Raw genomic sequence first — 24302 nt, 5'->3', positions numbered from 1 at the left:
CCCCCATTAAGATCGGTCGAGCATCGTTTGCAATTGGCGCGCAAACCCTTCGTCGATGACAGCGACAACGACGCGGGCGTCCTTGCCGATCGCGCCGCCAAGCACATACCGGTCCGGCACTTTGCAAAGCGGGACGCCATAAAACGTGCATTTGTCCGTCACTTTTTTTTCGGTGTTGACGGATGCGTCTTGCGAAAGCAAGACGAGCCGCGCCCGGCCCCGCTGCACTTCTTTGACGACAAGCTCCTCGCCGGAGACGACTTTGCCCGCCCGCTGCGCCAATCCAAGCAGCGATGCCCAACGGTTATGCTTCATGTCCGGCCTGTTTCTCCTTTTCCGCCAAGGCGAGCAATTCGTCATAAATCGCATCATCGATGTCTGCTTTTAAATGGCGGGCCAAAATGTTTTTCTTTTTCGCCTGCAAAATGCACTCCGGATCAAGGGTAATATACGCGCCGCGCCCCGCCTTTTTGCCGGTTGGGTCGATCGACACTTCCCCCTCTTTCGAGCGGACGATGCGCACCATCTCCCGTTTCGGCTTCATCTCTCCAGTGACGACGCATTTGCGCAACGGAATTTTCTTTTGCGCTGCCATTTTTCATTCCCCCTCACTCGATTTCCGCCGATTGATCAAACGATGGGCCGTTTTCTTCGCTATTTTCATTATCGGCCGCCGCATCGCTGAAATCAAGCGAAGTGGATGGCGCATGCGGATCAATGCCCATCTCCCGCGCTTCCGATTCGCTTTTAATATCAATTTTCCAGCCGGTCAATTTCGCCGCCAGCCGCGCGTTTTGCCCGCGTTTGCCGATGGCGAGCGACAGCTGATAGTCCGGAACGATGACCGTCGTCGCCTTTTGCTCCTCGTTGACAATGACGCGCAACACTTTCGCCGGGCTTAACGCGTTGGCGACAAACTCCACCGGATCGGCCGACCAGCGGACGATATCGATTTTTTCTCCGTTCAGCTCATCAACAATGGCCTGCACGCGTTGCCCTCTCGGTCCGACGCATGCGCCGACCGGATCGACTTCCGGGTTGTCGGAGTGGACGGAAATTTTCGAACGGTCACCGGCTTCGCGGGCGATCGATTTAATCTCGACCGTTCCGTCGTAAATTTCCGGCACTTCGAGCTCAAACAGCCGTTTCAACAGTCCCGGGTGGGTGCGGGAGACGAAAATTTGCGGCCCTTTTGTCGTTTTTTCCACTTTCGTAATGTATACTTTCAACCGGTCGTGCGGCTTATAGGTTTCATTCGGCATTTGTTCGTTTGCCGGCAGGAGCGCCTCCGCCTTGCCGAGGCTGACGTAGACAAAGCGCGGGTCGACGCGCTGAACGATGCCGGTCATAATGTCCTCTTCACGGTCGACAAATTCGGCGTAGATGATGCTCCGCTCTGCCTCGCGCACGCGCTGGGTGACGACTTGCTTCGCCGTCTGTGCGGCGATGCGCCCGAAATCGCGCGGCGTCACTTCGAGCTCGACGACGTCGCCGATTTGATAATTCGGATTGATCCGCTGCGCGTCCTCAAGTGAAATTTCAAGGCGCGGATCGGCCACCTCTTCGACGACATCTTTGCGCGCGAACACGCGGATCGTGCCGGTGTCCATATTGAGATCGACGCGCACGTTTTGCGCCTGGCCGAAATTGCGTTTATACGCTGAAACGATCGCCGCTTCGATCGCTTCCATCACGACTTCTTTGCTGATGCCTTTTTCCCGCATCAGATCGGCTAACGCCTCAAGCAATTGCGTGTTCATGCAACAAAAATCCCCCTTTTGCGATTAGAAGAAAATGACGGCTAATCGGGCGCTTGCCACTTTTTCATACGGAATGGCGACCGTTTTTTGCCGTCCGCGGTCTTTGACCAACAGCGTCACGGTCGTTCCGTCAAAAGCGGTTAGTTCGCCTTCAAACTGCTTTTCTCCTTCAATGGGCTCATACGTTTTGATATATACATTTTTCCCAATGGCCTTGGCAAAATCTTTTGCCTTTTTCAGCGGCCGCTCCGCTCCGGGCGATGATACTTCCAAAAAATAGTTATGCGGAATCGGATCGACTTCATCCAGCTTTTCGCTCAATTTTTCGCTGACAGCACCGCATTGTTCAATATCGACGCCATCGTCAGAGTCAATGAAGACGCGCAAAAACCAATTTTTCCCTTCCTTCACATATTCAATATCGACGAGTTCAAGCCCCATTTCGTCCAAAATCGGTGTGACGAGTTGTTCGACCGTTTCTGTCACCTTTTTGCTCATTGTGTTCCTCCTTACCGAGCAAACGTGCATGCGTGGCATAATGAGAAAATCCCCTGCACAAGGCGGGGAATGAACGAGAGACGGGTGCCCATTCAAGACGAAAGAGTGGGTTTCCCCACTCTCTGCTTGCCATTATCTTTGCCAATTCCACTAAAACTATAACACATTGGGAAATATATTGCAACGGGAAACTGCCGCTCGGGCGAAAGAGCGCTGTCCGCTTCCTTCAGCGGCGGCGTTTCCACTAAAACAGCGACAGCTGGTTATGGTCTGGAAGCGAGTCAAGGCAGCCGCGGCTTTCTAGATACTCGAGCAGCGTTTTCGACAATTTGCCGCGCTGTTGCAAATCCTCCTTCGACAAAAACTCACCTTCCTCGCGAGCGCGCACGATCGCCTGCGCCACGTTCGTCCCAAGCCCCGGAATGGCGTTGAACGGCGGAATGAGAGAATTGCCGTCAATGACGAATTCCGTCGCCTGCGAGCGGTACAAATCGATATTTTTAAAGGAAAAGCCGCGCTCGCACATCTCTAAGGCCACCTCAAGAACCGTGAGCAAGCTTTTTTCTTTCGCCGTCGCCTGAATGCCTTTGGCGTTGATTTCCTCAATCCGCTTGCGAATGGCGGCTGATCCTTTGATCATGGCGTCAAGGTCAAAGTCCTCCGCCCGCACCGTAAAGTACGACGCGTAATACAAAAGCGGATGGTGCACCTTAAAGTAGGCGATGCGCACCGCCATTAACACGTAGGCGGCGGCGTGCGCTTTCGGGAACATGTACTTGATTTTTTTGCATGAATCGATGTACCACTCCGGCACGTCATGTTTGCGCATTTCTGCTTCAAACTCCGGCGTTAAGCCTTTTCCTTTGCGCACGGATTCCATGATTTTAAAAGCGAGCGACGGCTCGAGCCCGCGGTAAATCAAATAGACCATAATGTCGTCGCGGCAACCGATGACTTCCGATAACGTACACGTGCCGTTTTGAATGAGCTCTTGCGCGTTGCCGAGCCACACATCGGTGCCGTGCGACAAGCCGGAAATTTGCACGAGTTCGGAAAACGTTTTTGGCCTTGTCTCTTCCAACATTTGTCGAACGAAGCGCGTGCCAAACTCCGGAATGCCGATCGTGCCGACATTGCACATGATTTGCTCCGGCGTAACGCCAAGCGGCTCGGTGCTGCTGAAAATGCCCATCACATCCGGGTCGTCGGTCGGGATCGTTTTCGGATCGATGCCGCTTAAATCTTGCAGCATGCGAATGACCGTTGGATCGTCGTGCCCGAGAATATCGAGCTTCAACAAATTGTCGTGGATCGAATGGAAGTCGAAATGGGTCGTCCGCCATTCAGAGGACGTGTCATCGGCCGGATATTGAATCGGCGTAAAATCGTAAATTTCCATATAATCAGGGACGACGATGATGCCGCCCGGATGCTGTCCGGTCGTCCGCTTCACCCCGGTGCAGCCAGCCGCGAGCCGGTCGATTTCCGCGCCGCGCAGCTCTAAGTTATGGTCGCTCGCATACGCTTTGACAAATCCGTACGCCGTTTTGTCAGCGACCGTGCCAATCGTCCCGGCGCGGTAGACGTTGTCTTCGCCAAACAGCACTTTCGTATAGTTGTGGGCGCGCGGCTGGTATTCGCCGGAAAAGTTCAAGTCGATATCCGGCACTTTGTCGCCTTTAAAGCCGAGAAACGTCTCAAACGGGATGTCGTGCCCGTCTTTCTTGTATTTCGTTCCACATCGCGGGCAGTTTTTATCCGGCAAATCAAACCCTGAGCCGACTGAACCGTCGTTAAAGAACTCCGAATGCTTGCAGTTTGGGCAAACGTAATGCGGCGGCAGCGGATTGACCTCGGTGATTTCCGTCATCGTCGCGACAAACGACGAGCCGACCGATCCGCGCGACCCGACAAGGTAGCCGTCATCGAGCGATTTTTTCACAAGCTTGTGCGAGATCAAATAAATGACGGCAAAGCCATGGCCGATGATGCTTTTTAGCTCCTTCTCAAGCCGCTCTTCAACAAGTTTCGGCAACGGGTCGCCGTAAATTTCCTTCGCCCGCCGGTAGCTCATTTCCCTGATTTCCTCGTCCGCCCCTTCGATGCGCGGCGTATACAGCTCATCTTTGATCGGCTTGACATCGCCGATTAACGAAGCGATTTTTTGCGTGTTGTCAACGACGATTTCCTTCGCTTTTTCCGGCCCTAAAAACGAGAAGCAGTCAAGCATTTCATTCGTCGTACGGAAATATACATCCGGCAGTTCATGGCGGTTGAGCGGATTCGCCCCGCCTTGCGAATGGATTAAGATTTTCCGGTAAATTTTATCTTCTGGGTTCAAGTAATGGACGTTGCCAGTGGCGACAACCGGGATGTCAAGCTTCTCACCAAGGGCGACGATGCTGCGGATGATGTTTTTGATCATCTCTTCGTCTTTCACATAATCCATCTCGATGAGCGGCTTGTACACGTCCGGCGGATGCACTTCAAGAAAATCGTAAAAACGGGCGATGTCTTCGACTTCTTCCGGCGCCTTTTGGATCAAGTTGTCAAACAGCTCTCCTTTGTCGCAGCCCGAGCCGACAAGCAGGCCGTCGCGGTGCTTGACGAGCACGGAGCGCGGGATGCGCGGCACACGGTGAAAATATTGAATGTGCGACAATGACACAAGCTTGAACAAATTTTTCAATCCAGTCTCGTTTTGCGCCAACAGCGTCACATGGAACGGGCGCGCAAGCCGATAGGACGCTTCGCTGTGCGTGCGGCTGTTTAATTCGTCATGAAACAGTATGCCGCGCTCTTCCGCTTCCTTCAACAGCCGCATAAGCAAATGCCCGGTCGCCTCCGCGTCGTAGATGGCGCGGTGATGCTGCGTCAATTCAATGTCAAATTTTTTGCACAATGTATTGAGCCGATGGTTTTTCAAATCCGGGTATAAAAAACGGGCCAGCTCGAGCGTATCGATGACTGGATTCGCGATTTTGCCGCGCCCCATGCGAGCGAGGCCCGCGTTTAAAAAACCGATGTCAAAGCTGGCGTTGTGGGCAACAAGCGTCGCATCGCCGGCCCAGTCAACAAAACGGGCTAGCACCTCGTCCGGCTTCGGGGCGTCTTTCACCATCTCATCGGTGATCCCAGTCAGCTCCATCGTTGTCACTGACAACGGATGTCCAGGGTTGGCAAACGACATGAACCGGTCGATGATCTCGCCGTCTTTCACTTTCACCGCCGCCAGCTCAATGATCGTATTGTACACAGCCGACAGGCCCGTCGTCTCGACGTCAAAGACGACGTACGTTTCCTCCGAAAGACGGCGGTGCGTTTCATTGTAGGCGATCGGCACGCCATCGTCGACGATGTTCGCCTCAAGGCCGTAAATGACCTTCATGCCGTGTTTTTTCGCCGCGCTGTAGGCCTCCGGAAACGACTGAACAACGGCATGGTCGGTGACGGCGATCGCCGGATGCCCCCATTTTTTCGCTTGCTCAATGAGTTTTGTCACCGAGGTGACCGCGTCCATTTGGCTCATCGGGGTATGCAAATGGAGCTCGACCCTCTTTTCCCCTTCCGGCGCCGTATCTTGCCGTTCGTTTGCGGCGATTTCGTTCAAATCGTTGGCGATGATGACCAAATCACGGACGAACGTATCGTTTTGCACGCTGCCGCGCACTTTCACCCACATGCCTTTTTTGACGCCGCTCATGAGCTCGGCGTCCTCTTTGTCGCGCGAGAACATTTTGACTAAAATCGAGTTCGTGTAATCTGTGATTTTCATGGTCAACAGCGTGCGGCCGCTTTTTAATTCGCTCACTTCGGCGTCAAATACATAGCCTTGCACAACGACGCGCCGCTCTTCTTCGACGATCGTTTCAAGCCGCCGCACCGGCTCCTCGTCGCGGATCGGATAGCCGATGACAAGCGGACCGGACGGCGGCGCAGACGCGGCCTTTTCTTCTTCCCTCGCTAAATCGGTCAGTACAGCAAGCGCTCGCTCTTCGTCCTCTTGCTGTTTTTGCGCCAAAAACTGTTCCATTTCTTGCTTGGACGGCTCGACGCTGACGTCAAGCTGAAGGGGGGGGAACCCAAACGAAGCGTACACATCAGCGATTTTTTTGGCGAACCGCCGTTTGATCGCCAGCGCTTCCGCTTCATGGCGGGCAACGACAAGCAGCTTGTTTCCTTTCAGCTCGGGCGTCTGCCGGCTGAGCCAATCGACAAGCGGCGACATGCCTTCTTGCAGCTCGGCAAGGCAAAGCGGCCAATACGCCTGCACATCCGCCTCAGTTACGCGCGGCGCTTCGACCTCCATCGTATGGCGGACGGCGGCGATATGGCGGAACGCCGTCTGCAGTCGATCGGCAAACGTTTTGTATACATGAACCGGCAGCACGTTGTCGAACTGAAAATAAAAATGCCAGCTTTTCTCCTCTTTATCGATCACGACTTTGCGAATGGCTGCCTCACGAAAATGCGGCATCCATTCGTCCGACGTCATCTTCAACTGCTCAAGCAGGATGAGAAACCGCTCTTTTTGCTCTTTTGTCACCATGACGTCCGTTTGTTCCCCTCTCAACATCATTCTCTTTCTATATCATACCATAACAAAAGCGCCGGCGAAAAAGACAGAATTCTTTTTCGCCAGCGCCGGCACTCATGATTGAAGGAGACGGCGCGCAGTGTCGACAAGCTCGCTGACCGGCACATCGAACGTCTCGCCTGTTTTCCGCACTTTTACTTCCACAACGCCTTCGCCCGCTCGCTTGCCGACGGTGACGCGGAGCGGAATGCCGATCAAATCGCTGTCGGCAAACTTCACTCCGGCCCGTTCGGGGCGGTCGTCATACAACACTTCAAACCCAGCCTGTCCGAGCTTTTCATACCACTCTTCCGCCAACGCGCGCTGTTCATCGCTTTTTGCGTTCGCTGTAAGCAAATGGATGTGAAACGGTGCGACCGAAGCCGGCCACACAAGCCCGTGTTCGTCAGCAAACTGTTCGGCGATTGCGGCCACCAATCTTGATACGCCGATGCCGTAGCAACCCATGATCATCGTCTGCGTTTGGCCGTTTTCATCCAAATAGACGGCGTTCATCGCTTCGCTGTATTTTGTCCCCAGCTTAAACACATGCCCGACTTCAATGCCGCGGGCAAAGCGGATCGTCCCTTTGCCATCTGGAGACGGGTCGCCTTCTTTTACGAAGCGCAAATCGGCGTATTGACTGACGGCAAAATCGCGGCCCGGGTTGACTCCGATGTAATGGTATCCTTCCTCGTTCGCGCCGCAAACGCCGTTGACGATGGCGGCGACAGCATGGTCCGCGATCACAGTGACGTCTTCGCTGACGCCGATCGGGCCGAGCGAACCAATTGGAGCGTTCATCACCCGCTCCGTTTCTTCCGGCGTCGCCAATTCGACGACCGTCGCGTCGAGCACGTTTTTCACCTTCACCTCGTTCGCTTCATGATCGCCGCGGACGAGAACGAGCACATAGCGGCCGTCCACATTGAACAAAAGCGATTTGATGCAGCGCTCCGGCGATATTTGTAAGTGCGAAGCGACTTCAGCGATCGTTTTTTGCCCCGGCGTCGCCACTTTTTTCAATTCGGCTGGCGGCTCATCGCTTTTTTCGTACGTCGCCACGACCGGCGCCATCTCGATGTTGGCGGCATATTCAGACGCATCGGAGTAGGCGATCGTATCTTCGCCGATGTCCGAGAGCACCATAAACTCATGCGTATCTTTGCCGCCAATCGCCCCCGAGTCGGCGATGACGGCGCGGAAGTTCAATCCGCAGCGGCGGAAAATGTTCGCATACGCCTCATACATGTTGTTGTACGTTTCATCCAAGCTTTCTTTCGACGTATGGAACGAGTAGGCGTCTTTCATCATGAACTCGCGGCCGCGCAACAGCCCAAAACGCGGACGCTTTTCATCGCGGAATTTCGTTTGGATTTGATACAAGACAAGCGGCAGCCGCTTGTACGTTTTCACCTCGTCGCGGACGATCGCCGTGATCATTTCCTCATGCGTCGGCCCGAGGGCGAAATCGCGCTCGTGCCGGTCTTTTAAGCGCATCAGCTCCGGCCCGTACGAGTACCAGCGGCCGGACTGCTGCCAAAGCTCAGCTGGCTGCAAGGCCGGCATGAAGAGCTCCATCGCTCCAATCCGGTTCATTTCCTCGCGAATGATGGCTTCCACTTTTTGCAAAACACGCTGCCCAAGCGGCAAAAACGTATAGACGCCGCTTGCGCTTTGACGAATGAAGCCGGCCCGGAGCAGGAGCTGATGGCTTTTCACTTCCGCATCCGCCGGCACTTCACGCAACGTCGGAATAAATGCTTGACTTTGTCTCATCCATTAGCCACCTCGTTTTCTCTCTATAGGAAAAATTTTTGAATGTCATTCCATGTCACCACAAGCATAAGCAACATAAGCAAGGCAAAGCCGATAAAATGAACCATTCCTTCTTTTTGCCGGTCGACCGGCTTGCCGCGCACCGCTTCAATGGCGAAAAAGAGGAGCCGCCCGCCGTCTAGCGCCGGCAATGGCAACAAGTTGACAATCCCCAGGTTGATGCTTAAAATCGCGCCCCATTTCATCAAGTAGTAGATCCCAGACTCAGCCACTTTGCCGGTCGATACGGCGATGCCGACCGGTCCGGACAGCATGTCAAGCTGAAACTGGCCGGTGATCAATTGGCCGAGCCCCGTTACAATTTCCCGCGTCCAGTAATACGTCTCAACCAGCCCTTGCTTGATCGAGCCCAACACCGATTTTTCCATCGGCTGATAGACGCCGATCAAGCCGATCGTCTCCCCTTGCACCGTTTTCGCCTCCGGAGTGACCGTCACACTCCGTTCTTTCCCATTCCGCTCAATTTGAAACTGAAGCGGTTCTCCCGGATGGGCGCGAATCGTGTTGACGATTTCCGTCCATGTTTCCATCCGTTCGCCGTTAATGGCGATCACTTCATCCCCTTGCTTCAAGCCGGCGGCGCGCGCCGCTCCTTCCGGCGTCAGCTCGCCGATCACCGGCTTGTCGACCGGATAGCCTTGCAAAAGACCGATGATGATAAAGACAACGAGCGACAAAAGAAAGTTGGCGAGCGGTCCGGCCAAAATCGTCATCGTTCGCTGCCCGAGCGTTTTTGCCGCAAATTGGCGATGGTACGGAGCAATTTGAATCTCTTGGCGGTCGACGACGAAAAACGCCGGCTCCTTGACCGTAAACCGCTCGAACCGCTCGCCGTCCGTATAGCCGGTCACATACATGCCACGCTCTAAATCGGCCTCTTCCACTTCCACTACGCGGATATTCGGATAATCGTCCTTATGGTTGAGGACGATTTTTTCCACTTGGCCGCTCTCATCAAGCAAAAGACCGACGACTTGCCCACGCTTCAATTCAATCGTCTCCGGGTCTTCACCGGCCATGCGGACGAAGCCGCCAAGCGGGAGCAGGCGGATCGTGTACACCGTTTCGTTTTTCTTGAACGAAAACACTTTCGGCCCGAAGCCGATGGCAAATTCGCGGCACAAAATGCCGGCCCGTTTTGCTAGCAGCAAGTGGCCGAGCTCGTGAAAAAAGACGAGGGCACCAAAGACGACGATAAATGAAATGATCGATTCCAACGTTTCAACCACCTTTATGTTAGTAGTGAGCGGACGTAGGCGCGCGCGTCCGCATCGATTTCACGAATGTCCTCAAGCTGCGGATCGCTCACTGGCCGATGGCGCTCGAGCGCGCGTTCAATCCACTCCTCGATGGCCAAAAACGGAATGCGCCCGGCTAAAAACGCCGCCACCGCCTCCTCATTGGCCGCATTCAACACCGTCGGCAGCGAGCCGCCGCGCTTGCCAGCCTCATAGGCGAGACGCAAACAGCGATAGCGGTCGAAATCAACCGGGGCGAAATGGAGCGCCCCAAGCGAGATTAAATCAAGCGGCTTGGCGGATGGGAGCGGCAACCGCTTTGGATACGCAAGCGCGTATTGGATCGGAACGCGCATATCCGGCGTTCCAAGCTGCGCCAATACACTTGTGTCACGGAACTGAACGAGCGAATGGATGATGCTTTCTCGATGCAAAACAACCTCAATCCGCTCATACGGCAGCCCGAACAGCCAATGAGCCTCAATGACCTCAAATCCTTTATTCATCATGGTCGCCGAATCAATCGTAATTTTTGCCCCCATCGACCAGTTCGGATGGCGAAGCGCCTCCTCAACCGTCACATGAGCGAGCTCTCGGCGCGTCTTGTCGCGGAAGCTGCCGCCGGATGCGGTCAGAATGAGTTTGTCGACTTGCTCCATCCTTTCCCCTTGCAGACATTGAAAAATGGCGGAATGTTCACTGTCAACTGGCAACAGCGGCACGCCGCGCCGCTTGGCTGCAGCCATGACGAGATGTCCGGCGACAACGAGCGTCTCTTTGTTGGCGAGGGCGATCGCTTTTCCCGCTTCAATCGCCTTCAGCGTCGGCACAAGGCCGACGCTGCCGACGACAGCGGTGACGACAACATCGGCTTGTGGGCAAACGGCTGCTTCAATCAATCCTTCCTCTCCGTACACGATCGTCGTCCGCCCGCGGTACTCGCGATAAAGAACTTCATACGCATCACGGTCAGCGACGGCGACAAGACTTGGGGAAAATTCAGCGATCAGCCGCCTCGCCGCCTCGATATTTTTCCCGACCGATGCGGCGGCCAAGCGGAATTCGTCCGGATGGGCGCGGATGACATCGAGCGTCTGTGTGCCGATCGATCCGCTCGCCCCTAATATACTAATATATTTCAATCGTTTCACTCCTCACCCGCTTATCGTGCGATTTCAAGCAATATGTACAATATCGGCAGCACGAACAGCAAGCTGTCAAACCGATCTAAAATGCCGCCATGTCCCGGCAAAATCGCCCCGGAATCTTTGACGCCGTAATGGCGCTTAAATGCCGATTCGATCAAATCGCCGAGCTGACCGAACGCCGACAGCAGCAGCGCGACGCCAAGCGCGGCCGCCAAACTGCCAAACGGCGCCGCCGCCCACTCGTAAATCGCGGCGACAACAGCCGCTGAAGCGATGCCGCCGATGGCGCCTTCCACCGTTTTTTTTGGGCTGATCTCCGGCCATAGCTTGCGCCGGCCAAACGCGCGGCCAAAGAAATACGCCCCAATGTCAGTCGCCCAAATGACAAACAAGGCATAAACGAAGTACACGAACCCAACCAAACGAACAGCGCCGAAACAGAAAAACCCTACGCCGACATAGACGACCGCCAAAACGACAAACGCCGCCTCATCGAACGAGAGCGCATTTTTCGTCACGACTGTGCCGACAAGCAGCAAAAAAGCCAAAGCGGCGAGCACGCCAAATTTGGCGGTCCCAGACGCCAACCACTCGCCGCCGTAACGGGCGGGAACGAGCAACAGCCAAAGGGCGATCAATCCAGCCGCCCCGACAAACGACAACGGGTGCATCCCTTTCATCCGCAACAATTCAAACAGCCCAATCGTGGCCAATATATATGTTACTATTATAAACGGAAATCCGCCAAAAATAACAATCGGCAAAAAGAGCGCCGCCGCTATGACTCCGGTGATGATTCGCTGCTTCATCGCGCTGACACTCCTCCAAATCGGCGGTCGCGCCGCTGGTAAGCGGCAATCGCCTCTAAGAAATGTTGCTCCGTAAAATCCGGCCATAAGACATCCGTAAACCAAAGTTCCGTATACGCCAACTGCCAAAGCATGAAATTGCTCAAGCGAATCTCCCCGCTCGTACGGATGAGCAAGTCAGGGTCAGCGAGCCCGCTCGTCATCAAGTACGAGGAAATGAGCGGCTCGGTGATGTCTTCCGGCGCGAGCATCCCGCGTTCAACGTCTTTGGCGATCTGCTTTACGGCGGCAGTGATTTCCGCCCGGCTTCCATAATTAAGGGCAAAGTTTAACACAAGGCCGGTGTTGCCGCTTGTTTCCTTCACGGCTTTCTCGACCGCCCGGCGCGTATGATCAGGCAGCGCCTCCGCATGACCGATCACTTGGACTTTGACATTTTCGGCGACGAGCTCGGGAAGAAACGTCGTCAAAAACTGTTCCGGCAGCTTCATCAAATAATCGACTTCACTTTTCGGACGTTTCCAGTTTTCTGTCGAAAACGCGTAAAGCGACAAAATCTGAATCCCCAGCTCATTCGCAAAACGAGTGATTTTGCGCACAACTTGCATGCCTTCGTAATGGCCGGCCGCCCTTGGCAGCGCCCGCTTTTTCGCCCATCTCCCGTTTCCGTCCATAATGATGGCGACGTGGTTCGGCATCGGATGCCTGAGCACCTCTTCTTTCGTCACCGGGACGTCTTTCTCTTTTGTTTTTCGCATTTTATTGAACATACGAGTCCTCCGGGATCGTGTTTTGCCTTTCCATTATAGCAAAAAAACCCTCCATCAACATAGAGGGTTTGCATGGTTTTGCCTATACTTCCATCACTTCTTTTTCTTTTTCTTTTGTGATGGCGTCAATTTTGGCGATGTGGTCATCGGTCAGCTTTTGCACTTCGTCCGTGTAGCTGCGGAGCTCATCTTCCGTAATCTCGCCGTTTTTCTCGAGTTTTTTCAATTCATCGTTCGCATCGCGGCGGATGTTGCGCACCGCGACTTTCGCGTCTTCTGAATACTTTTTGACAAGCTTCGCGAGCTCGCGGCGCCGTTCCTCGGTGAGCGGCGGAATGACAAGACGAATGACCGATCCATCATTCGATGGCGTCAGCCCTAAATCCGATGCTAAAATCGCTTTTTCCATTTCTTTAATGGCCGATTTGTCGTACGGCTGAATGACAAGCAGCCGCGCTTCCGGCACGCTGATGGAGGCCAGTTGGTTGATTGGCGTCGGCACGCCGTAATAGTCAACGGTTACTTTCTCAAGCAGCCCTGCGTTCGCCCGTCCGGCACGAATGCTTGCCAGCTCGCGGGTGAACGCTTGCACCGCTTTATCCATCTTTTCTTTCGCCTGTTGGATCACTTGCTTTGCCATCGTTATTTCCCCCTTACGATCGTTCCGATGTTTTCACCTAACACAGCGCGTTTAATATTGCCTTCTTCCATAATCGAGAAGACGATGAGCGGAATGTTGTTGTCCATGCAAAGCGAGGAAGCAGTCGAATCCATGACGCCGAGCCCTTGCTTGATGACGTCCAAGTACGACAGCTCATCGTATTTGACCGCATTGGCGTCGACGTTCGGGTCGGCGCTGTAGACGCCATCGACGTTGTTTTTCGCCATTAAAATGACGTCCGCCTCGATTTCCGCCGCCCTGAGCGCCGCGGTCGTATCGGTCGAAAAGTACGGGTTGCCTGTGCCGGCGGCGAAAATGACAACTCGTTTTTTCTCAAGATGGCGAATCGCCCGGCGGCGAATGTACGGTTCGGCCACTTGCCGCATTTCAATCGATGTTTGCACCCGCGTTTCCACACCGAGCTGCTCAAGGCTGTCCTGCAAGGCGAGGGCATTCATCACCGTCGCCAACATGCCCATGTAATCAGCCGTCGCCCGGTCCATGCCCATTTCGCTTCCCGTTTTTCCACGCCAAATGTTGCCGCCGCCGACGACGATGGCGACCTCGACGCCCAGTTCAACAACTTCTTTCACTTGTTTGGCGATCGACTGAATGACCGCCGGTTGAATGCCAAACCCTTGCTTTCCGGCGAGCGCTTCCCCGCTCAACTTTAACACGACGCGTTTGTATTTTGGCTGTTCCATGTCCAACCTCCATGATGCGAATCACTTTGAAAAACAGGGAACACGCGCGTGTTCCCTGTTGCGGTCCGTCATTGTTTTCTGACTTGGCTCATGACTTCTTCTGCAAAATTGTCTTGGCGTTTTTCGAGCCCTTCGCCGACTTCGTAACGGATGAACTGCTTGACTGTTGCTCCGTTCGATTCGACGTATTGGCGCACCGTCACATCCGGGTTTTTCACGAACGCTTGCTCGAGCAGGCAGACGTCTTCGTAAAACTTGTTCAGCCGGCCTTCGACCATTTTTTCAACGATTTTCTCCGGCTTGCCTTCGTTTAAGGCTTGCTGCTTCAACACTTCACGCTCATGCGCAATCTCTTCCTGCGGCACGTCGTCGCGCGAGACGTATTTCGGATGAAGTGCGGCAATGTGCATGGCCACATCTTTGGCGACGTCTTCGCTCGCATTGCCGGCTAATAACGTTAATACGCCGATGCGCCCGCCCATGTGCAAGTACGCACCGAACGTTTCGCCGTCCGCTTTATTGACGACGGCAAAGCGGCGAAGCGTAATTTTTTCACCAATTTTAGCGATCGCTTCGTTGATGTAGTCTTGGACGGTCGAGCCGTTGTCCATCGTTTGACCGAGCGCTTCATCAAGCGAAGCCGGCTTTTGTTTCAGCAAGTGGGCGGCCAGCTCTTTGACAAGCGTTTGGAATGCTTCGTTTTTCGCAACGAAGTCCGTTTCCGAGTTCACTTCCAAAATGACGGCGGTATTGCCTTCCACCGCGATGTACGCCATCCCTTCGGCCGCGATGCGGTCCGCTTTTTTCGCCGCTTTGGCAATTCCTTTTTCGCGCAGCCAGTCGATCGCTTTCTCCATGTCACCGTTTGTTTCGGTGAGCGCCTTTTTGCAGTCCATCATGCCTGCGCCTGTTTTTTCGCGCAGTTCTTTCACCATTTGTGCTGTAATCGCCATAAAAAAATCCTCCTTCTCATTGTCCCGTATATGTATCGGTGCCGGCAGCGGCTTCCCGTTTTGCCCTTATTCGTTAGTATAGCCAAAAGTTGCTCATTTCTGTCTCAAAAAAAGGTGATAAAAGGCTTTCCCCTCTTATCACCTTTCTTGTGCATCGTTACTCTGCTGCGACGGCCGCTTCTTCGCCTTGTTTCGCCTCAAGCACGGCGTCGGCGATTTTCGAAGTCAACAGCTTAACAGCGCGGATGGCGTCGTCGTTGGCCGGAATGACATAGTCAATTTCATCCGGATCGCAGTTCGTGTCGACGATGCCGATGATCGGGATGTTCAGCTTGCGCGCTTCCGCCACCGCGATCCGCTCTTTGCGCGGGTCAATGACAAACAACGCATCCGGCAACTCTTTCATGTCTTTGATGCCGCCCAAAAACTTCTCAAGACGCTCTTTTTCTTTTTTCAAGCGAATGACTTCTTTTTTCGGCAGAACGTCAAATATTCCATCTTCTTCCATTTTTTCAATTTCACGCAGCCGTTTGATCCGCTTTTGGATCGTAGCGAAGTTCGTCAGCGTGCCGCCGAGCCAGCGTTGGTTGACATAAAACATGCCGCAGCGTTCCGCTTCTTCCTTCACCGACTCTTGCGCTTGTTTTTTCGTGCCGACGAACAAAATTTTGCCGCCATTCGCCGCCAATTCGCGAACGAAGTTGTATGCTTCCTCGACTTTTTTCACCGTTTTTTGCAAGTCGATGATATAGATGCCGTTGCGCTCCGTGAAAATGTATTTTTTCATCTTCGGATTCCAACGGCGCGTCTGATGTCCAAAGTGGACGCCAGCTTCAAGCAGTTGTTTCATCGAAATAACCGACATGTATGCTCCTCCTGTTTCCTTAGTGGTTTTTGGTCCTCCGCCTGCCTCATCTTTCAGCAAGACTGGCGTTGCCAGCACCGTTGCTGAAATCACCAGGCGTGTGTATTCACACCATGAAAAAATATATCACAACTGCAAGCGGCAAATCAAGCTGTTATTCGCCTATTGATTCGTTTTTTGCGCAAATTTGAGCCATAGCTCGACTTCCGTTTTCCCTTTGCCGAGCTGTTTGGCAATTTCCTCGACTGTCTCTCCTTCCGCATATAGGCGGCGAGCAAGCTCACTCGCGTCGGCCGGTCGGGCGTGTGAAAGTTCGAGCACATCCTTGACCGCTTCGATGTCTGGGAAATAGCCCGGAGCGGCGCTTGGACGGCTTGTTTCTGTGCGTTTTTCGGTTTCTCCCCGCTCCGCCGGCTCGTTTTCCCCCTTTTTTGCTTCCGCTGTTCGCTTTTCGAACCCCGCTCCGATTTCACCGCCTCCTGCCCCCGGCATGGACGCCGTCTCTTTCCCGTTCGCGCCCCGTTGCCCACTGGGCGCATCGTTCGTTTCCGGTGCAGAAACGAATGGAGCCGCGCCGCTATTAAGCAACGAGTCAAGTTCAGCCAAAAAGCGCTCGTTTTCTTCCTTCCAGGCAGCGAGATAAGCGGTCATGGCTTCCTCGAGCTCCTCGGCCCGCCTCTCCGCCTCGCCAAGCCGCGACAGGCGAAGGAAAAGCACAATGATCAACCAAAACGACAAGGCGTGCAACAGCAAACTGATCGTTAGCCAAAATGCCATCATGATGTTCACTATCCTTGAATGTCGATCGTTTTTCCTTTATAAGGGTGTCCTCCAAAACGGGACGCCTCCTGCTCAAGACGGGCGCTCGTTCGTTTATCCGTCACCCGACGGCGCGCACGCTCCGCCCGCTTTTGGCCGGCAGCTGCCATTTGCGCCTGCACGGCATAGGAATGTTGTTGCGTTGAGGTTTGAAGCCTTTCCGCGTCGGGCGCTTTCGGCATGACGCTTTGCAACGCTGGAAGCTGGATGTCCATCGCGTTTTCTCTCCCCTCATGGCTCTTTTTCAAAGAAGCGGCGCAGTTTCCAAAGCGCTTTCGCATGAATTTGCGAAATTCTTGATGTCGACAAATGCAAAAGGCTCCCGATTTCTGTAAACGTCAGCTCCTCTTTGTAAAACAAACTGATGACGAGCTGCTCTTTTTCATTCAGCTGTCCGATGGCTTCAGCCAGCTTTTCGATCATTTCCTGCTTAACGATTTGCTCCTCGGGAAGCGGAGCGCGGTCGTCGCGAACCGAAAGCAGTCCTTCATCTTCGTCGACGGTCGTCTGCCCGAGCGGCAGCCAATGGGAAAAAAACGTTTCACTCGCCGCCGCCTGCACTTCCTCTTCCGTCATCCCGAGCTCAGCGGCGATCTCTTTCGCCGTCACCGATCGCATGTGCCGCTGTTCAAGCCGCTCGATCGCTTCCTCAATTTTTTTGGCCTTATCGCGCATGCTGCGCGGCAGCCAGTCTTCTTTGCGCAAACCGTCTAAGATGGCGCCGCGGATGCGGAACGAGGCGTACGTGTCGAACTTCAAATCACGCGATGGATCAAATTTCTCCAACGCATCGTATAAGCCGACGAGTCCAAGGCTGACGAGCTCATCCTTCGGCACGGAGCTCGGCAGCGTCGCCGAAAGCCGCTGCACGTGGTAGAAAACAAGCGGCATATAGCGCTGCACCAGCTCCTCGGCCGCGCGACGGTCGCGGCCATGGATCCACTCCTCCCAATATTTCCGTTCTTCTCCTTTTAGCGCGCTTCCCATTATTCTCCCCCTTGCCTTGCGGAAACGGCGCATCCCGGTCATATTTCCTTGATTTCTTGAGCGGCGGTGCGGATGGAGAGCACGCCCGTCTGCGGATTAAATTCGATCGTGCGGCCGCTATGGCCCCCGACATCTTCGGCGACGACCGGAATGTGAAGCCGCTCGAGCTGCTTTTTCACTTCCTCCACATTGCGCGCGCCAATGCGCATCATATCGCCGCCAACTGTCGAAAACGAAAACATTTGCGCCCCGCCGGCCAGCTTCGCTTTCAGCATCCCTTTCCGCCCGCCAGCGGCAATGACAAGCTGAACGAGCGCCTCGACCGCCGTATCAGCGTATTTAGCCGCATTGATGACTCCGCCGCGCGCCATCGAGGAATGCGGAAGCATGACATGCGCCATGCCGGCAACCGCCTTGCCTGCATCGTAAATGACGACGCCGACGCACGACCCAAGCCCGCATGTGCGGATGACATTCGGCGCTATGACGACCTCCATTTCCGCAATGCCGATTTTGACAGCCTGCGCTGTGCTCATAGACCATCCACACCTAGTGCTCGAAAGATAGTGGAAAACGACTCGGGGTCAGGCAGAAGAAAGAAATGGCCGTTGATGCTTTCGTCCGGGCGCCGTTCATCGTAAATGGCTGTGTCAATCAAAATGGCGTAATCGCCAACGCGCGACAGCTCAAGCAACCCAAACGACAGCACAGCTCCGATCATGTCAATGGCCAATGCCGGCACAGACGGGTGCAAGTTGAGCCGCGTAAAGTCAGCCAATGCCGACAAATACGAACCGGCTAAAATATTGCCGAGCTCCTGAAGCGCCGAGCAGCCAAGCTCATGGGCTTCTCCTTGAAACGAAAATGAGTCATCGCCAATCATCCGGCGGACAAACCGCTCAGCCTGTTCCGGCGGCAGCACGAAAAACATGTTTCCCGGCGCTTCTCCTTCGATGCGCAAATAGACGCACGCCACTACTTGTTCCGGTCCACCGATTGATTCCATCATTTCGGCAAACGTCGCAATTTGAACGCGCGGCACCGCCATTTCAATTTTCTTGTTCAGCAACGTCGACAAAGCCGTCGCCGCGTTGCCGGCGCCAATGTTGCCGATTTCGCGCAAAATGTCAATATGCATCCCCGTCAAGTTGCGAATATCGTCCAAGGTCAATGCTCCTCTCTACAGGTTATCGGTCGAGCACTTTCGCCAAATCGAGCAAAATGAGGAGCCGATTCTCCACTTTCGCCACGCCGTCGATGTAACTTGCCTCAACGGAGCCAATGGCCTCTGGCGGCGGTTCGATGCTTTCCGTCGGCAGATCAAGGACATCATTCGCAGCATCGACGATAAGCCCGACTTCCATATCTTCAAGAGCGGCGATAATGATCCGCGTCTGCTCCCCATATGGTTCGGGGGCAAATCCAAACCGCTCGCGCAAATCGATGATCGGCGTCACAACACCGCGCAAGTTGATGACCCCTTTTACATAATGGGCTGTCCCCGGCACGCGCGTGATCGGCTGCATTTTCTCGATGGAACGGACATGCTGCACCGGCAGAGCATATTCTTCATCTTTCAGGCGAAACGCAATCACTTTCCAGTCTGCTTGCACACTGGCCGTCATCCAATCCTCCCCTTTTTTTCGACATGCCACTGAAAACGGCAGATCAACGCCATAGGCGCCCCCGCACCGACACGGCCATCTCCTACTTCACGAGCGCGTTGCAGTCGATAATCAGCGCCACTCGGCCGTCTCCTAAAATCGTCGCCCCCGAGATGGCAAAAACGGAAGATAAATAGTTTCCAAGCGATTTCAACACGACTTCTTGCTGCCCGATAAACGAGTCAACCGCCAGCGCCGCCAGTTTTTCTCCTTTCCGGACGATCACGACCGCCACCGCATCTCCGTCATCGGCCGCTCCGGGAACAGCAAAGACGTCTTTCAGGCGGACGAGCGGCACGATTTTGCCGCGAAAATCGATGACCGGCTGGTTGTGGGCGGAAAAAATCTCTTCTTTTTTCACCAGCGCCGTCTCAATGATCGATGACAGCGGAATCGCGTACGTTTCCTCAGCGATTTGAACGAGCAACACCGAAATGATCGACAATGTGAGCGGCAGCTGAATGGAAAAGAGCGACCCTTTTCCAGGCTGCGAATCGACCGAAACGGTGCCGCCGAGCGATTCAATCGTGCTTTTGACGACATCCAAACCGACGCCGCGGCCGGAAATGTCCGAAACTTTTTCAGCGGTCGAAAAGCCGGGAGCGAAAATAAGCTCGTAAATTTGCTGATCGTTCAAATGCTCCGCCGCCTGCGGCGAGACAATGCCGCGGCTTTTCGCCTTTTGCAGCACCTTCTCCCGGGAAATGCCGGCGCCGTCATCTTCGATTTCAATAAAGACATGGTTGCCGCTATGGTACGCTCGCAATTGAATGATCCCTTCTTCTGGCTTTCCGCGCGCCGCCCGGACGTCCGGCGCTTCGATGCCGTGGTCGAGCGCATTGCGGATCAAATGGACAAGCGGGTCGCCGATTTCATCGATCACCGTCCGGTCAAGCTCGGTATCCGCGCCGATGATGTCAAGACGCACCTTTTTGCCGAGCTCGCGGGCGAGCTGGCGCACCATGCGCGGAAAGCGGTTGAACACCGTTTCGACCGGCACCATGCGCATATTTAAAATGATCGTCTGCAAATCGCTCGAGATGCGAGACATCCGCTCGACCGTTTCCGTCAATTCGGCATGGTTCAGCTCGCGGGAAATTTGCTCAAGCCGACCGCGATCAACAACCAATTCTTCAAATAAGTTCATCAACCGATCGAGCCGTTCAATGTTGACGCGGATCGTTTTCGTCGCCTGTTTTACTGTTTGTTTTTCCGGCGCCTCTGCTTCGGCTTGAACGGCCGCGGCCTGCTCCATAGCGGCCGGTTGTTGGGGCGCAGCCGCTTTCTCACTTTCTGCCGACGGTTCATCGCTCGATAGCCTAGACACCTTGACGTCATCAATTTCCGAAATGCCCATCAGCCGCTTTTGCAACTCATCGGCTGGCGCTTTGGATACGACCGTAACGAGAAACTCCCGGTCAAACTGTTCTTCCTCCAGCATCTCGACCGGCGGCGTTGCTTTCACAATTTCTCCGACTTCATTCAGCTGTTCAAACACCATATAGACGCGCGCTGCTTTCAACAAGCAGTCATCGCGAAGCCGAACGCGGATTTCGTAGACGGAAAATCCCTGCTCCTTCGCCTGCTCGAGCACATGGTATTCAAATTCCCCATACGCATGTTCAAGGGGCGGTTCTTCCCTTGCTGCCTGCTTGTTGGGCATCTCCCCTTGCTCGATTCGTTTCAGCTGTTCGACTGTTCTCCTTACATCGCGCGTTCCGTCGCCGCCTGCAGCGATGGAACTGATCATCGCCTCCAAATGGTCGACGGCCTCAAAAATGACGTCAAGCAATTCCGGGGTAACGGAAAGCCGCCGATTGCGTATGCCATCGAGCACGTTTTCCATTTGGTGCGTCAAATTGGCCAAATCTTCAAACCCCATCGTGGCGGACATGCCTTTCAACGTATGGGCCGAACGGAAAATATCATTCACCACAGACATGTCCTCCGGCGTTTTTTCAAGTTCCAACAGCCGCTCGTTGATCGCCTGCAAATGCTCTTTGCTTTCATCAATAAATAAATCCAAATATTGGCTCATGTCCATGCCGTTTCCCCCTCACTCCCCGATCGATTGGACGATGGCAGCGGCGATGCTGTCAAGCGGTGCGATGACATCAACGACGCCAGCCTCGATCGCCGCTCTTGGCATCCCAAAGACAACGGCTGTCTCGCGCGCTTCCGCGATCGCTTTTGTGTTCCCGCTTTCCTTCAGGATTTTCAACCCTACTGTTCCGTCGCTTCCCATGCCGGTCATAATCACCGCGATTTTCCGACAGCGGCGAATGGCAGCGAGCGACTCGAACAACACGTCAACAGCCGGACGATGGCCGGCGCGCGGCGGCGATTCGTCGAAACGGGCTTTAAGCGCGCCGCCTTCTTCACGAACGATGAGATGGACGCCGCCTGGCGCGATATAGGCGGTGCCATTTTGCAGCACTTCCCCGTCTTCCGCCTCCTTGACCGTGATCGCGACAAGCGCATCAAGCCGATTGGCGAGCGACGCCGTAAACCCTTTGGGCATATGCTGGACAGCGACGACCGGAGCGGCTAGATCGGGCGGAAGCTGCGTCAGCACCGTCTCGAGCGCGCGCGGGCCGCCGGTGGAAGTGCCGATCGCAACGATGGCCTGTTGCGGGCGCGCCGCCGCTTTGAACGATGGGCGCCAAGACGGACGTTGGCGGCGCGGAGCAGTCAAGGCAGCCACGTTCGCTTCGCTCGCGTGCAGCACTTTGCCAATCAGCTCGTCTTTCACTTTGTACAAATCGAGCGAAATCGGTCCGGACGGCTTGGCGACAAAGTCGACCGCCCCGTACTGCATGGCGGCGATCGTGTTTTCCGCCCCTTCGGTCGTCGTGCTTGACACCATGACGACCGGCACGGGATGATCCCGCATGATGCGCTGCAACGTTTCGAGCCCGTTCATGACCGGCATTTCCACATCAAGCGTCACGACATCCGGCCTTAGGGCAGCGATTTTCTCGAGCGCCTCCCGGCCGTTGCGAGCTGTTCCGATGACTTCGAGGCGCGGATGCTCGGACAAAAAATCACTGATCCATTTGCGCATAAACGCCGAGTCATCGACGACAAGCACCTTGATCGTCTTCATGTTCCGTCTCTACCTTTCTAGCAAAAGTTGACGCAGCTTCGCAAAAAAGCGGGGAGCCCGCTCCGGCTCTTTTTCTCCTCCCGCCGCATAGCGGCACGCCATTTGACGCACTGCCCGGCTCGCCTTCGCCGCCGGATCAAAGAGAACAAACGGCGTTTGCCGGACGACACAGCGCGCCACAGTCCGGTCTTCAGGAACGACGCCAAGCAAGGCGATGTCTTTATGGAAAAACCGACTGGCGGCATGCTGCAGGCGCGAAAAGACGCCATATCCTTCCCGCTCGCTGCCGGCGCGGTTGACGATGACGGAAAACGGAGCCTCGCTGCCGGCGGTGTGCATATATTTCATCATGGCGTACGCATCCATCATCGCGGTCGGCTCTGGCGTCGTGACAATAAACACATCGTCGACGGACTTTAAAAAATACAATCGTTCTTCTGAGGCACCCGCCCCCATATCGAAAATGAGATAATCATATCGCGACGCCACCGTCTGCAGCTCGGCCAACAAATAGTCGATAGCGGATCGATCGACACTCAACCATTGCGCGGCGCCCGTCCCCCCAGCAATATACGATAGATGCTCCGGTCCGCTTTTTACCAGCTCGGAAAGCGGCAACCGCGCGGAAAACCAATCCGAAAGCGTCAATGGCGACGACTGGCCGAGCAAAATGTCGATGTTGCCCATGCCGATGTCCATATCAAGCAGCAAGACGCGAAACCCGAGCTTCGAGAGCGACAGCGAAAAATTGAGCGAAAGGTTTGACTTGCCGACTCCGCCTTTCCCGCTCGTCACCGCGATGGTCCGCGGCCCCGCCGCCGGCGTCAGCCGGCGGCCCAGCTCATAGCGCAGCCGTTCTGCTTGATCGCTCACCATCGCTCCGCCCCAAACAGCAGATGAACGAGCCGGTCTGCGGACGCTTCCACCATGTCGTCCGGCACATTTTGCCCGTTCGTGAAATAGGCGGCGGCAAGCCGGCTGTCAAGCAACACATTGACGATCGTTCCAAACGAGTCCGTCTCATCGAGCTTCGTCACGATCAGCCGATCGATCGGCAGGTGGGAAAAGTGGTTGTAAATCGTTTTCATATCGTCATACTTTCCCGTGGCGGCGAATACAAGAAACGTTTCCGTTTCGCTGTCAAACTCGAGCGTTTGCTGCAGTTCATCCACGTATTGCGGATTGCGGAAGTTGCGGCCAGCCGTATCGACGAACACGAGATCGCAGCCGGCCAATTTCCGCTTCGCCGTCCGAAAATCGTCGGCATTGTAGCATACTTCCAACGGAGCGTGCAAAATGTCGGCATACGTCTTCAGTTGGTCGATGGCGGCGATCCGGTACGTGTCGGCCGTGATGAACCCGACTTTTTTCCCTTGCTCGAGGACGGCGCGCCCTGCCATTTTGGCGAGCGTCGTCGTTTTTCCAACCCCGGTCGGACCAAGCAAAATCATATACTTTTTTTGCTCCGCCGTTTTGACAAACGGAAGCGTCGACAATAGATCGCGCACCGCTTCTTTCGTCCAGGCGGAGACCGCAGCGGGCGACCGGCCGTCTTTGTCGGCATACCACCGTTCAAGCAGGCGATCCATCACTTGGCGGACGTACACATCCGCCATCCCTTGCCGAACGAGGCGCCGTTCCGCTTCCGCAAGCGGTGGAGGATACAAAAGCGAAGACGAGCGGGCGTTGAACTGACGGATGAGCGCCTTGACTTCCTCGATCTCACGGGCAAGCGAGCCGTCTTCCTCCCGCTCGGCCGCCGGCAAAGGGGCAAAGGACGCAGCACTCGGCTGACGCGTCAAAGACGCGGCGGCACTCGGCTGACGCGTCAAAGACGCGGCGGCATCCGGCTGACGCGTCAAAGACGCGGCGGCACTCGGCTGACGCGTCAAAGACGCGGCGGCA

At 55.0% G+C, this 24302-nt stretch carries 24 protein-coding genes; all 24 read right to left on the bottom strand.

Going from position 1 to position 24302, the window contains the following annotated elements:
- Positions 1-6: 6 nt before the first annotated feature.
- Complete coding sequence (locus JCR24_RS06890) at positions 7-315, bottom strand: YlxQ family RNA-binding protein (RefSeq protein WP_011230762.1); 309 nt, start codon at positions 313-315, stop codon at positions 7-9.
- On the bottom strand, positions 305-595 hold the full coding sequence (gene rnpM, locus JCR24_RS06885) for an RNase P modulator RnpM (RefSeq protein ID WP_011230761.1): 291 nt from the start codon (positions 593-595) through the stop codon (positions 305-307). The genes JCR24_RS06890 and rnpM overlap by 11 nt, the downstream gene beginning before the upstream one ends.
- 13 nt (positions 596-608) lie before the next feature.
- The gene (nusA, locus tag JCR24_RS06880; protein ID WP_011230760.1) at positions 609-1760 is read right to left on the bottom strand and encodes a transcription termination factor NusA; all 1152 of its coding nucleotides are present in this window, start codon (positions 1758-1760) and stop codon (positions 609-611) included.
- 24 nt (positions 1761-1784) lie between these two features.
- Entirely contained in the window at positions 1785-2258 is a 474-nt protein-coding gene (gene rimP / locus JCR24_RS06875; protein ID WP_011230759.1) for a ribosome maturation factor RimP, read from the bottom strand.
- Positions 2259-2502: 244 nt separating this feature from the next.
- Positions 2503-6807, bottom strand: a complete 4305-nt coding sequence (locus tag JCR24_RS06870) for a PolC-type DNA polymerase III (RefSeq protein ID WP_060787845.1) — start codon at positions 6805-6807, stop codon at positions 2503-2505.
- A 102-nt stretch (positions 6808-6909) separates the two neighbouring features.
- Positions 6910-8613, bottom strand: coding sequence for a proline--tRNA ligase (locus JCR24_RS06865; protein WP_238980367.1), 1704 nt, complete (start codon positions 8611-8613; stop codon positions 6910-6912).
- Between the two features lie 23 nt (positions 8614-8636).
- Positions 8637-9902: an RIP metalloprotease RseP gene (rseP, locus tag JCR24_RS06860; RefSeq protein ID WP_020278204.1), complete on the bottom strand. Its 1266-nt coding sequence runs from the start codon at positions 9900-9902 to the stop codon at positions 8637-8639.
- A 2-nt stretch (positions 9903-9904) separates the two neighbouring features.
- A complete protein-coding gene (gene dxr / locus JCR24_RS06855; protein WP_020278203.1) occupies positions 9905-11053 on the bottom strand; it encodes a 1-deoxy-D-xylulose-5-phosphate reductoisomerase in 1149 nt (382 codons plus the stop codon).
- A 20-nt stretch (positions 11054-11073) separates the two neighbouring features.
- Positions 11074-11868: a phosphatidate cytidylyltransferase gene (locus JCR24_RS06850; protein ID WP_014195473.1), complete on the bottom strand. Its 795-nt coding sequence runs from the start codon at positions 11866-11868 to the stop codon at positions 11074-11076.
- Positions 11865-12638 carry an undecaprenyl pyrophosphate synthase gene (locus JCR24_RS06845; protein ID WP_014195472.1) on the bottom strand — a complete coding sequence of 258 codons (774 nt, stop codon included), beginning with the start codon at positions 12636-12638 and terminating at the stop codon, positions 11865-11867. Before JCR24_RS06845 ends, JCR24_RS06850 begins: the two co-directional genes overlap by 4 nt.
- A gap of 82 nt (positions 12639-12720) precedes the next feature.
- Complete coding sequence (gene frr / locus JCR24_RS06840) at positions 12721-13278, bottom strand: ribosome recycling factor (protein WP_011230752.1); 558 nt, start codon at positions 13276-13278, stop codon at positions 12721-12723.
- A gap of 2 nt (positions 13279-13280) precedes the next feature.
- Positions 13281-14003, bottom strand: coding sequence for a UMP kinase (gene pyrH / locus JCR24_RS06835; protein ID WP_011230751.1), 723 nt, complete (start codon positions 14001-14003; stop codon positions 13281-13283).
- 68 nt (positions 14004-14071) lie between these two features.
- Positions 14072-14956 carry a translation elongation factor Ts gene (gene tsf, locus JCR24_RS06830; protein WP_011230750.1) on the bottom strand — a complete coding sequence of 295 codons (885 nt, stop codon included), beginning with the start codon at positions 14954-14956 and terminating at the stop codon, positions 14072-14074.
- A gap of 157 nt (positions 14957-15113) precedes the next feature.
- The gene (rpsB, locus tag JCR24_RS06825; RefSeq protein WP_013145737.1) at positions 15114-15821 is read right to left on the bottom strand and encodes a 30S ribosomal protein S2; all 708 of its coding nucleotides are present in this window, start codon (positions 15819-15821) and stop codon (positions 15114-15116) included.
- A gap of 162 nt (positions 15822-15983) precedes the next feature.
- Entirely contained in the window at positions 15984-16601 is a 618-nt protein-coding gene (locus JCR24_RS06820) for a hypothetical protein (protein WP_238980366.1), read from the bottom strand.
- A gap of 8 nt (positions 16602-16609) precedes the next feature.
- Positions 16610-16855 carry a hypothetical protein gene (locus tag JCR24_RS06815; RefSeq protein ID WP_015374422.1) on the bottom strand — a complete coding sequence of 82 codons (246 nt, stop codon included), beginning with the start codon at positions 16853-16855 and terminating at the stop codon, positions 16610-16612.
- A gap of 16 nt (positions 16856-16871) precedes the next feature.
- Positions 16872-17627 carry a FliA/WhiG family RNA polymerase sigma factor gene (locus JCR24_RS06810; RefSeq protein WP_033025095.1) on the bottom strand — a complete coding sequence of 252 codons (756 nt, stop codon included), beginning with the start codon at positions 17625-17627 and terminating at the stop codon, positions 16872-16874.
- A 38-nt stretch (positions 17628-17665) separates the two neighbouring features.
- Positions 17666-18163, bottom strand: coding sequence for a chemotaxis protein CheD (locus JCR24_RS06805; RefSeq protein WP_011230745.1), 498 nt, complete (start codon positions 18161-18163; stop codon positions 17666-17668).
- Complete coding sequence (locus JCR24_RS06800) at positions 18160-18792, bottom strand: chemotaxis protein CheC (RefSeq protein ID WP_011230744.1); 633 nt, start codon at positions 18790-18792, stop codon at positions 18160-18162. Before JCR24_RS06800 ends, JCR24_RS06805 begins: the two co-directional genes overlap by 4 nt.
- A 22-nt stretch (positions 18793-18814) precedes the next feature.
- The gene (locus JCR24_RS06795; protein ID WP_015374420.1) at positions 18815-19252 is read right to left on the bottom strand and encodes a chemotaxis protein CheW; all 438 of its coding nucleotides are present in this window, start codon (positions 19250-19252) and stop codon (positions 18815-18817) included.
- Between the two features lie 82 nt (positions 19253-19334).
- Positions 19335-21335, bottom strand: coding sequence for a chemotaxis protein CheA (locus tag JCR24_RS06790; RefSeq protein WP_015374419.1), 2001 nt, complete (start codon positions 21333-21335; stop codon positions 19335-19337).
- Between the two features lie 12 nt (positions 21336-21347).
- Positions 21348-22397 (bottom strand): protein-glutamate methylesterase/protein-glutamine glutaminase, encoded by a 1050-nt coding sequence (locus JCR24_RS06785; protein WP_238980365.1) that lies wholly within the window; start codon positions 22395-22397, stop codon positions 21348-21350.
- Between the two features lie 9 nt (positions 22398-22406).
- On the bottom strand, positions 22407-23273 hold the full coding sequence (locus JCR24_RS06780; RefSeq protein WP_020754634.1) for a MinD/ParA family protein: 867 nt from the start codon (positions 23271-23273) through the stop codon (positions 22407-22409).
- A partial coding sequence (flhF, locus tag JCR24_RS06775) for a flagellar biosynthesis GTPase FlhF (RefSeq protein WP_238980364.1) occupies positions 23267-24302 on the bottom strand: 1036 nt, incomplete at its 5' end. The genes flhF and JCR24_RS06780, both read right to left, overlap by 7 nt.

It is taken from the genome of Geobacillus sp. YHL (assembly GCF_022341265.1).
Taxonomy (GTDB): domain Bacteria; phylum Bacillota; class Bacilli; order Bacillales; family Anoxybacillaceae; genus Geobacillus; species Geobacillus thermoleovorans.
Note: the sequence above shows the minus strand (reverse complement) of the source record. Positions and strands in the feature narration are given on the sequence as shown.